General features: G+C 54.7%; 3 protein-coding genes. All 3 read right to left on the bottom strand.

The genetic code is table 11. The features are described from left to right. Nucleotides 1–154: 154 nt before the first annotated feature. The 3 genes from AM1_RS29755 to AM1_RS29745 are packed head-to-tail and all read right to left on the bottom strand — an operon-like array spanning nt 155 to nt 11,290. Nucleotides 155–4,507 (bottom strand): non-ribosomal peptide synthetase, encoded by a 4,353-nt coding sequence (locus AM1_RS29755; protein ID WP_012166728.1) that lies wholly within the window; start codon nt 4,505–4,507, stop codon nt 155–157. Further along, the gene (locus AM1_RS29750; RefSeq protein ID WP_041661144.1) at nt 4,504–6,309 is read right to left on the bottom strand and encodes a zinc-binding dehydrogenase; all 1,806 of its coding nucleotides are present in this window, start codon (nt 6,307–6,309) and stop codon (nt 4,504–4,506) included. The genes AM1_RS29755 and AM1_RS29750 overlap by 4 nt, the downstream gene beginning before the upstream one ends. Beyond that, nucleotides 6,293–11,290 carry a type I polyketide synthase gene (locus tag AM1_RS29745; protein WP_012166727.1) on the bottom strand — a complete coding sequence of 1,666 codons (4,998 nt, stop codon included), beginning with the start codon at nt 11,288–11,290 and terminating at the stop codon, nt 6,293–6,295. Before AM1_RS29745 ends, AM1_RS29750 begins: the two co-directional genes overlap by 17 nt. Between the last annotated feature and the right edge of the window lie 6 nt (nt 11,291–11,296).

Genomic DNA, 11,296 nt, shown 5'->3' with positions numbered 1-11,296 from the left:
CCCCGTGATCCCCCCTTGCCTCCCTTTTTAAGGGGGGCAAGGGGGGGTGAGAGGCAGTGATCAAGATGTGTGTACACGGTAGATTAAGGGGGGTAGGGGGGATCCAAAATGTTTTGCTGCTTGTCATATAGCTCTTTAAGCATCTTCTGATTCACTATGATTGGTGGGTTGATCGATGAGATTGTCGGGACTGTTTGCGCTGGTCTCTGAGGGCTTGGCGATCGCCTCGTAATTGGGCACGCTGACCGCCTTTTTTAGTCGATGATTCTGTCTGCTGTGAGCTTGAATAGTGCTGGCTTAAATAACTGGCTAAGGCGTGAATAGTCGGAGATTTAAAAAGCTCAACAATGGGGATTTCTTGATGCAATAACTCCTGCAATTTGACTTGGGTGCGAATCATTAATAGAGAATTGCCGCCCAGTTCAAAGAAATTGTCGTGAATGCCGGCCGTTTCTAGCTGTAAAATCTCCTGCCAAACTCGGGCAACCATTCGTTCAGTTTGGGTTTGGGGTTTGATAACTGACTGCTGAGGAGGACTAAAATTATCGGATAAGGGTAACGCCTTACGATCGACTTTACCGTTAGCCGTTAACGGTAAAGTCTCCAATACTACATAAGCTGAAGGCACCATGTAGCGCGGCAATTTTTGCTGTAGGAAAGAACTCAGTTCGAGTTGTAAATCAGTCTTTTGTACACCTTGAATATTGCGATTTTGAGCCTGAATAGTCAGATTGACAGAAGCCGCTTGTTTTGTCCAAGTTGGATCGATTTTCCCTCCAACAAAACTGTGCAGCAAAATATGGCTATCTTCTAGACAAAAGTGTGATCGCAACGCTGCAAAATCCAGCGTACCGATGGGACATAGACCAATCTCCTGTTGAGAAGCGGCTTCCATCAAGAGCTGACTCATATACCCTGCTTCTAATAAACAGAAATCTCGGGCGAGTTCGCCATACATGGGCGCGATCGCTTGCAACTGCCCAATTAAAAATAGGGAAAACGACGAGTCCGCAAACACAGCCTGATTAATTCCATAGCGATGGGCTGCGACTTCTGCAAAATCGCTGAGCAACAGCAACTGATGGTCAACCGGATGGTAGTAGTAAAACCCAGCGGCTAAATCCTCAACTCGATTGGGTTGCAGATAGAGATACACCTGCACCGGATAGAGGCTGCCCGCCGAGGCATAGCGGTATTTCGGTAGCGGCAAGCCCGTCACCTGCATCTGAAGTACGCTGCTGAGAAACTGGCTAAATGCCTCTAATGAAATCGGCTGTTCGAGAAACTGACGATGGCTTTGGCGTTGCCAGTAAGCTTGCACCAGCGCATCATCAAATTCGGGCTTGGGCAGTTGAACGCCCGATTGGCTAGGAGCGGGTGATCGCACTCCCCGCTGCTGAAGCTTGAAATCTAGACGTTCGGCTGGATCGGTGAGCGTACCGTCTAGTGGGCGAGGCTCATGGGCTTCAACTTGGGCATTAAACGATGGAGAAGAGGCAGGAGTCAGCGCCGCTGGTGAATCGGGCACGATATAGGCCACTAGCTGCTGCTGATCACGAGGGGCACCAATGGTCGTTACGATCGCATGTCTCACTGCCGGATGCTGAAGCAGTGTAGCCTCAATCTCGCCTAGTTCGATCCGATGTCCATTCACTTTCACCTGAAAGTCTTCTCGACCCAGAAACTCAATCGTGCCATCAGGTTGATAGCGGCCTAGATCGCCTGATTTGTATAGCCGCTCCTGAGTGTGGGGGTGAACCATAAAGCTGGCCTGGGTCTTTTCGTGATTGCGCCAGTACCCCTGAGCTAGCCCAATGCCGCCAATGTAAAGCTGCCCTGTCACCCAAACAGGGCAAGGTGACAAGGCCGCATTCAGCACATAAAACCGCTGGTTCGCCATCGGTCGGCCATAGGGAATGCTCCTCCAGGTGGGATCAACCTCTTTAATCGGGTAAAGAATTGACCAGATAGAGGCTTCGGTTGCTCCTCCCAGGCTGATCACCTGAGATCGGGGCGCAATTGAGCGAATCTGATCGGGTAGGCTCAGCGGCAGCCAGTCGCCGCTCAACAGCACCAGACGCAATGTTGCTGCCGTTCGATCGGGTTGACTTGCCGCGAATTCCACTAGCATTTGCATCAGCGCTGGCACCGAGTTCCAAATCGTTACATGATGCCGCTCAATTAGGTTGAGCCAGTGAGCTGGGTCACGATTACCGTCCGCTGCTGGGATGACCAGAGTGCCGCCTGCGGCCAGCGTGCCAAAGATGTCATAAACCGACAGGTCAAAACTGAGGGACGAGAGCGCCAGCACCCGATCTGCTGAAGTTACACCGAATCGCTGGTTGATGTCGAGGATCGTATTCACGGCTCCCCGATGGTCAATCATCACGCCTTTGGGTTGGCCCGTGGAGCCGGAGGTGTAGATGATGTAGGCCAGATCGGTGGGGGATGTGGGAGATGATGGAATAGAGATGGATGAGAATGATAGGGTATCGACGCTGATACGAGGCAGGGATGGGGGCCACTCTAACGTCGCGTCTATCACAGATTGGGTGAGGGCATAGGTGACATCGGCTTCTGCAAACAGTTGCCACTGACGCGCTTGGGGGAGAGCCGCATCGATGGGAATGTAAACGGCTCCCAAGCTGAGAATACCAAGGGCAGCAACAATCTGCTCCCAACCTTTGGCCATGACGATCGCCACTCGATCCTGGGGCTGAATGCCCTGTTGATGCAGGAAATAACTGAGCTGATGGACGCGATCGCACAATTCCTGATAGGTGAGGGTGCGGTCAGGAGTTGCGATCGCAATCTGTTCCGGTTGCCGGATCGCTTGGTCAAAGAAGAGCGTGTGCAGCAGGGGAGCCGAATCGCTGGTGACAAAGTTGGTATCGGTGGCATTGATCGCCTCGATCTGCTTCAGTTGGTGAGGCAGCAGTAGCTGTCGCTGGGGGGTATGCCAGAGGTCATCCTCCTGGGCCAGCCGATTTAGCAGGGCGCAGTAGGCGGCAAACATCTCCTTGATTAAGCCAGCCGGAAAAATGGCCTCCACCACATCCCAGGTTAACTTCAGCGCTCCCGACACCTCCGAGACCTGGTGATCCAAATACACTTGTGGGGTCTGACTGACGGCATAGGTCAACTGTCCCAACCAGTCGAGCGGAAAGGGGCGTTCACCCATCGCCTCTGGGTTGAGGATACTGGTAAACACCACGGGCATCAGCGGAGCAGTTCCCTCGCCCTGGGAACGAGCCAGATCTCGCAAGACTTGTACGCCACTGTAATGATGGTGTTCCAAATCAGTCCAGAGCTGAGCCTGAATCTGCCGTGCCCTAATAATCAATGAACTTGCCTGGGTGTGATCGATCGACAGCAATGTCAGCGAAGTAAAGTCGCCCACCAGATCATTCACCTGGGGATGCAGAGGTAACCGATTAAACAGCGTCAAATTAAGCGTGAAGCGAGACTTTTTGCTCCAAACGGTAAGAATTTCGGCAAATGCCGTCAAAATTAGTGTAGAAGGCGTGATGCCAATCTGAGCCGCTTGGGTCTTGAGCCGCTGCCAGGTATCGCGCTCCAAAAGCTGATGGTGCCGCACAAAGCGCGGGGCACTAATCCCGGCTAGATTTACAGCCAACGGCAGTTCGGGTGAGGGTGGCAGAGTGGCCAGCCGACGCTGCCAGTAGTCCCGTGAGCGACGGTAAGCATCTGAGTTTTGAAAAGCGATTTCGGCCAGGATATAATCGCGAAACGAAAGCTCGATGGGCGTGAACTCTGTGTTTGGCTGCTGCATGAGCTGCCCCAATTCCCGAAACACGATCTCAATACTGCGGGCATCGCTGGTTAAGAGGTCGAAGCTGATATGCAGCCGCAGATGAGCGGGATCGTAATAGGTCGCTTGCATCTCAAACAGAGGCCACTGATCGCTGGGCAGTACTTGATGAGAGATGCGATCGCGCAACTCAGTTAGCTGAACTGCCGTTTTCTCCGCCGACTCGCCCCGCAAATCCAACACCGCAATCTCGTAGGGCGGCACCTGTGCTAAAATCTGCTGCTGTCCGTCGGGTCGCACGATTGCCCGCAACATATCATGGCGCTCAATCAGTCGCTGCCAGCCCTGAGTTAATAAGTTCAGATCGAGATCGGGATCACAGTCCAGTTCGCTATAAAAGTGGGTTGAAACCTGGCTCAGTTCAAAGGCCTGGGTGCGTCCAATCCAGTACGCCTGCTGAATGTCGGTCAGGGGAAAGGGCTGAAAGCGATCGTCGGGGCATGGCCTGATCTGAGGTAGGTCAGGGGTGACTGTACCATTTGAGGCACCACTGGAACGGGCATCTGCTCGGCTCAAAAACTGCACAATGTCGGCCTTGCAGTCAGCTAATTGCGATCGCAATTCTTCAGTTAAGACCTGCTTGGGCGCGTTACAGCGGAGGCGATCACCCTCGACCCACAGCTTAATACCCTGTTCGCTGAGCTGAAATAAAAACTCATGGATGGATGGGGTCATAACTCAATCTCCGCGCGATCGTCTGAGTCACTATTGATAGAAGCTTGTAGGGCTGTAGCAGTCTGCTGCACCTGCTCTACATATTGGGCCACGGCAGCCACGGTTGGGTGGTCAAATAAAATGTTGAGTGACAGATCTACCTGGGTGGCCACGCCCATCTGGACCACGACCTGCGTTGCCATCAGGGAATGACCGCCTAACTCAAAAAAGCTGTCATGGATACCCACTGGGCTGACACCGAGGAACTGTTCCCAGATAGTAGCGATTGCCTGTTCTGTAGCATTGCGGGGAGCAGCATAGTCCTGAACAAGGGCGGGACGGGCATGACTGGCAGCGTTTCCGGGTTGACTCGATGGGTTAATGGTGGGCGCTTCAGATTCAGCCATCGGCATCTGTGGGCGCATCTGAATCCGCTCCTCGCTGCCAACTTTGCGGGAACTCAGCCGCAGGTCTAAATCGCGGGTGGAAACCACCACTTGGGGCAATTTGCTGCCCAAAATCCGTCTAAAGGCAATCATCCCGTCCGCTGGCGAGATGCCTGCATCAAAAAAATCAGTGGGCAGGCCCCGGCGGGAGGGGGCACTTGGCTGGGTTGAAGCAATACCCTGATTTCTCGGCGCACTTGCCTGATTCCGGGAAGAATCGGTTGGCAAACTGAGGGCAAGCTGTGGGATTGAGGCCAGAGATTGGCGGGAGGCTAAGGATTGGCAATCGGCTAGCGAAATCACGACTTTACCGATGTGGCTTGCCGCCGCCATGTAGCCAAACGCCTCTGCTACGGCTGCTGCCGGAAATACCCGGTGGGGTAGTGGTTGAAAGTGCTGGGTTTGAAACTGCTGGCCAACAGCTTGCCAAGTTTCGTCAAACCCTGGCGCATCTGGTTCCACTTGAATCGCGAAGAAGGAAAGCCGCTTCTCAAACGCTCCCAGTCCCACTGGGGTATCGTTCAAAATATCGCGCTGACCCAGTTCCAGAAACCGACCATAGCGACCCAGCACGCTCAGACTTTTGGCAATAAACTCGCCGCCTAGAGAGTTCAGCACCACGTCTACTCCCTCACCATTGGTGTCTTGCATCACCTGCTCGGCAAAGTCCAGAGAACGGGAATTCATCACATGGGCAATGCCCTGCGATCGCAGAAAATCTTGTTTCTCAGGATTACCAGCGGTGGCAAAGATCTCGGCTCCCACCCACTGTGCGATCGCAACGGCGGCTTGCCCCACACCACCTGCCGCCGAGTGAATCAGCAGGCGATCGCCCAGCCGCAGGCGACCTACGGTAATCAGGGCGTAATAAGCGGTCGTAAAGGCGATCGGAATCGTGGCAGATGCTTCCAGACTGAGCTGAGCAGGCTTGGGCGCGACGGACTGAGCAGGCAGAGTGATCCAGCGACTCATGCAGCCCTGACCAAAGGCCATCACCTCGTCGCCTACGGCAAAGCCCTCTACTCCGGTTCCTAACGCCGTAATTTTCCCCGCACATTCCAGGCCAAATTGAACGTTTGGGGATGGAGCCGGAATTAACCCCAGTGCCAGCAAGACCTCTTTGAAATTGAGGCCAGCCACCGCCACTTCAATTTCCACTTCTCCCGGTTGAGGGTATGGTCGAGTGGTGGGCTGAAAGTGCAGCGTCTCTAGTAGTCCGGGAGTTGAGAGGGTGAGGTAAGCGTTTTCCGCCGTCGTTTCCTCAGCGGTTGCTTCAGTGACTGATGCAGAGTCGATCTGCATTGACTCAACCGCGTCTAGATCGTGCGAGTACGGCGGGTTGATCGGGGCATCCAGCGCATTAGGTAGTTGCGTCATTGGCCTTTCTCCTCAGCGTGTAGTCTTCGATGTCAATCAGCTCAATGCCCTGGTCATCCATAAGCACGATGTTGAATTTCAGGCTGTCAGAGTCAGATGGGTTGAGCCACTGGATATAGCTGCAGATCTGCGCTGACAACGTTCCCCACATCGTCAATCGGCGATAAGAAAAGGGCAGATACGCGGTGTCAGACTGCCGTAGCTGCATCATTAGAAACCCCGTAGCGACATCCAGTAGCGCGGGATGTAGGCGATGAACGGATAGTTCAGCATGGAAGGCATCGGGTAACTCTAGCAGAGCCAGCGCTTCGGTGTCGGAGCGGTTGATCCACTTCAGGCTACGCCAGCGATCGCCAAACTGAATCGGACCATCCAGCAGATGATCCAGAGACGGTGCCGCACTCCCGGCTTGCGGTTGGCTACAGGTGGCTTTCAGCGCAGGCAGATCGAATGTCCGGGGCTGTGCTGGCTGCGGTATAGCGATTTCACCGACAGTGTGAGTTTGCCATTCTAGCGGCTGGGCACCAGATATCTGAACGCCAGATGGACTCTGAATTTGAAACTCGACGTAGGTGTCTTTCTGCGTCAGCACCGTATGGACTTCTTGTTCAGCGTCCACCAGCAACGGCGTCAGGAAATAGACATTGCGAAGTTCTATGCCATCGGTCGGGTTGGTCTGATGATGATTGGCCCAGGCAGCCCGTGCCATCTCTAAGTAAGCCGTTCCAGGTAGGAGCCCCTGCTCACCCCAGCGATGGTCATTCAGCACCCAATGCTGATCCAAACTCAGTCGGGAAACGTACCGCACCTGATCGGCATCATGGGGATAGCAGACCTCAAACAGTGGATGCTCAACTGCAATAGGATCAGGGTTCTGATCCGTATCCTGCACAGACGGGTTCGCCGCCTTTACGGCCATGCCCACCTCTGTCCAGGCATCCCAATTGATGCAGGTCGTGAACTGATCTCTGGCCGTTCGAGCTTGGGCAACCGCATCCAGAAATGCATTGGCGGCGGCATAGTCCACCTGTCCGGGCAGAGGAATCACCGAAGCCAGTGAGGAGCAGAGCACCAAAAAGTCCAGGTCTGCGGGCAGTACCGCCTCCAGAACGCGAGTTCCCTTCACCTTGGGTGCTAAAACTGCCTCAGCCGCCGCTCGCGTTTTGCGCTGCATGATGCCGCCGCCCGGTATTCCCGCCGCATGAATCACGCCGTTGATCGAACCAAAGATAGCTTCCGCCTCTGCGATCGCACGTTGCATCTGCGCCAGATCCGTGACATCAGCCTGGGTAACCAGCACCTCTGCTCCCAGCGCCTCCAGGTCAGCAATTTTGCGACGAACTGGAGCATCCTGTCCATCTGCTGCTGCTGTGTCATCTGGTAATCCAGAACGCCCAATTAGCACTAGCTTGGCCTGTACAGCTTGGGCGAGATACTCTGCCATGGTTAGGCCGATACCGCCCAGTCCTCCGGTAATCAAATAAACACCACCCGACCGTAAATTGGCTGGGTCGGCTAGCGTTTCCTCCAGACGAATGGGCTGCATCGTTTGCACCCAGCGATGGCGACCCCGATAGGCGATCAGGGCATCATCCGATGGTGCCGTAATTTCAGCCAGCAGTGATTCGAGTAGATCTGGGTCTGTCGCCTCGGATAGGGGTTCATCCAGTTCCAGATCAATACTGCAACAGTTGAGATGAGGATACTCCTGTGCGATCGCACCCACTGGCCCCAGCAGCGTCGCTTTTTCTGGACACATCCGCTCATTCCCGATAACGGACTGTAGCTGGTTAGAGACGACCGTGAGGTGAACCGGATCGGTTCCTGGTTGGTCGCCCAGAGCCTGGGCCAAAAACAGCAGGCTGTAGAAACTTCGGCTCAAGGTCGCGTCAAGCGGGTCGAGTCCAGAGGGCATCTCTGCCGCAGTTGTTATTGACCAGAGATGGGCAATGGCATTTGTACTGAACTGCTGCGTCCGCAGGGTCTTGAATAGAGCCTGGTAGTCATCCGCTTGATCGGGATTGAGACAAAATTTGGTGTCGCTAAGCTGGGCAAATTCTGAGCCAATGTCCACGGTTGCCACGCGATGTCCTTGCTGTTGCAGCCGTTCCACTAGTACTTCTCCTACACCTGCCTGATCAAGGAAGATTAGTATGTTGGCGGATGAGCTTGACCGAATAGGTGTGGATAATCGAGACGAACGCTGCCAAGAGGGTACATGAAACCAGTCGGCGAGATCATTGGCTTGACTGGAATTCTGTCGCAGTGGAACCGCCTGACTGAGAGACGCCTTACTGGGGAGGGTCTTGGGTGGATCAATCCAGTAGCGCTGTCGCTCAAATGGATAAGTGGGTAGAGGTAGGCGATCGCGCTGTTCGTGGGCATAGAAGCCTGGCCAGTTGACCGTCACCCCAGCCAGCCAGAGCCGCCCCAGTGTTTGCAGCAAGAAGGCGACATCGGAGGCGTGATCCTTGGGATGGTGCAGGGATGACAGCACCGCCCGATCGGTCGCTTGCTGCCGAGTCAGGGTGTTCAACGTGCGGCCTGGCCCCACTTCTAAAAATAGGTGATGACTATCCTGCAATAGCTCGGCGATGCCCTCAGCAAAACGCACGGTCTGGCGCAGATGGTGCACCCAGTATTGCGGATCGGTGGCCTCGGCGGCGGTCATCCAGGTGCCCGTCACGTTAGAGATTAGCGGCATCTGGGGAGGATGGAGCTGAATTTGGCCGATCGCCTGGGCGAAGGGAGTTGCGATCTCATCCATGGCGCTGGAGTGAAAGGCATGGGAGGTGTGCAGTGGCTGACAGCCAATCTGCTGCTGGGTTAACCACTGCTCCAATGCAGCAATTGCTGCATTGGAGCCAGATACCACCGTTAAGCTAGGGCTATTACTGGCCGCGATTGAGATTGTCTTATCTATCTCATCTAGCAGTGACGCTACTTCGTCCACAGACAGGTTAACCGAGAGCATTGCTCCTCCCGGCAACTGCTGCATCAACTGACCCCGCCTCACCACCAGCGGTAAAGCCTCCTCCAGGGAAAAGACACCTGCCAAACAGGCTGCCACATATTCGCCGATACTGTGACCGATCATCGCTGTCGGTCGAATTCCCCATGACATCCAGAGCTGCGCCAAGGCATACTCAATCACAAATAGAGCAGGTTGGGCGATTGCTGTCTGGCGCAACTGCTGCGTGGCCTGGTCGATGTCAAATTCGGGACTGGCTGCATCGGGATACAGCACCGAGCGCAAATCAAAGCCCAGGTGCGGTTCAAGGATCGTGAAACAGCGATCGCAAGTCTGACGAAACAGCGGCTCGGTATCATACAGCTCTCGTGCCATGTTCACGTATTGGGCACCCTGTCCGGTAAACATAAACACGACAGGCCGTTGAGAGGTGTCGCTGTCCGTCAATCCGTATTCCGATTGGGGAGCTTGGCAGTCTGCCTTGTCTACTAGAGCAGCAATCGCTTCTGCCCCCGTGGCACAGACCACTATACGGCGATGGGCAAAGGTGCTGCGTCCAACCTGTAGCGTATAGGCGACATCTGCCAGATTGATATCTGGCAGATGCAAGTGCTGAACCAGATTAGCTGTGGCCGTATCAAGGGCAGAGCGAGTTTTGGCAGACAGCAGCAGCAGTTGCTGGGGTCTAGACAGACTCGACGGTGCCGGGGCAGGGGCTTCTTCCAGCACCAGATGCACATTGGTGCCGCCAAAGCCAAAGGAACTCAATCCCGCTCGTCGAGGCGTACCGTTGGCCACCCACTCCTTTAGCCCTGTATTGATATAAAATGGACTGTTGGCAAAATCAATATCTGGATTGGGCGTATCGAAGTTGAGGCTGGCCGGTAAAAGCCGATGATGCAGTGCCAGCGTGGTTTTGATCAAGCCAGCAATTCCCGCTGCCGCATCCAGGTGGCCGACATTGGTTTTGACCGATCCCACGGCACAGTAACCGACTTTGTTCGTACTGGCTCGAAACGCCTCGGTCATCGCCGCAATCTCAATCGGGTCGCCCAAAGGCGTGCCCGTACCGTGGGCTTCCATGTAGGTAATGCTGTCCGGCTCCACCTCTGCCATTGCCTGCGCCGCCCGAATCACCTGGGTCTGTCCGGCCTGGCTAGGAGCGGTATAGCCCGCCTTCATCCCCCCATCGTTGTTGATGGCCGAGCCTTTGATCACCGCGTAGATCGTATCCCGATCTGTGATCGCATCCTCCAATCGCTTCAACACCACGGCCCCCAGACCGTTACCCCCAACAGTTCCGTTGGCCCTGGCATCAAAGGCATGACACTGCCCATCGGTAGAAGCAATTTCGTCCGGCGACAGGGTGAGATTCATTTGCGGCACCTTCACGGCAACCCCGGCTGCAATCGCCATATCACATTCGCCGCTGAGCAAGCTCTGACAAGCCAAGTGAACAGCGACCAGCGAACTGGAACAAGCCGTACCCACACTGATGCTGGGGCCTCTAAGGTTAAGCTTGTAGGAGACGCGTGTGGATAGATAATCCTTATCCACGCCGACTAAGGTTTGCAAAAAGCCACGGGAGGCCATCACCTCTGGATGGGGACTGAGGTTGTAGAGCAAATAGGTGCCCATGCCCACTCCGGCAAAAACGCCGACCGCATCGTTCCCCCTCCCAGGAGCATAGCCAGCCTGTTCTAATGCCTGCCAAGCACATTCCAGAAACAGCCGATGCTGCGGATCCATCGTTTCGGCTTCGCGCGGATTAATACCAAAGAAGGGGGCATCAAAATACTCAATATCGGTGAGAATGCCGCCCGCTTTGACTGCGGTTTGAGTGGCACTGGATGGAGCCGAAGCGAGTTGAGAATCGGCATCAGAAAAGACAGAAATTGACTCAACGCCCGCCTTTAAGTTTTGCCAAAATTGATCCAGAGTTGGGCTACCTGGAAACTGTCCAGACAGTCCAATAATTGCAATTTCTAAGCCGTTGCGATGCACATTCATTGCCGT

It is taken from the genome of Acaryochloris marina MBIC11017 (assembly GCF_000018105.1).
Classification (GTDB): Bacteria; Cyanobacteriota; Cyanobacteriia; order Thermosynechococcales; family Thermosynechococcaceae; genus Acaryochloris; species Acaryochloris marina.
Note: the sequence above shows the minus strand (reverse complement) of the source record. Positions and strands in the feature narration are given on the sequence as shown.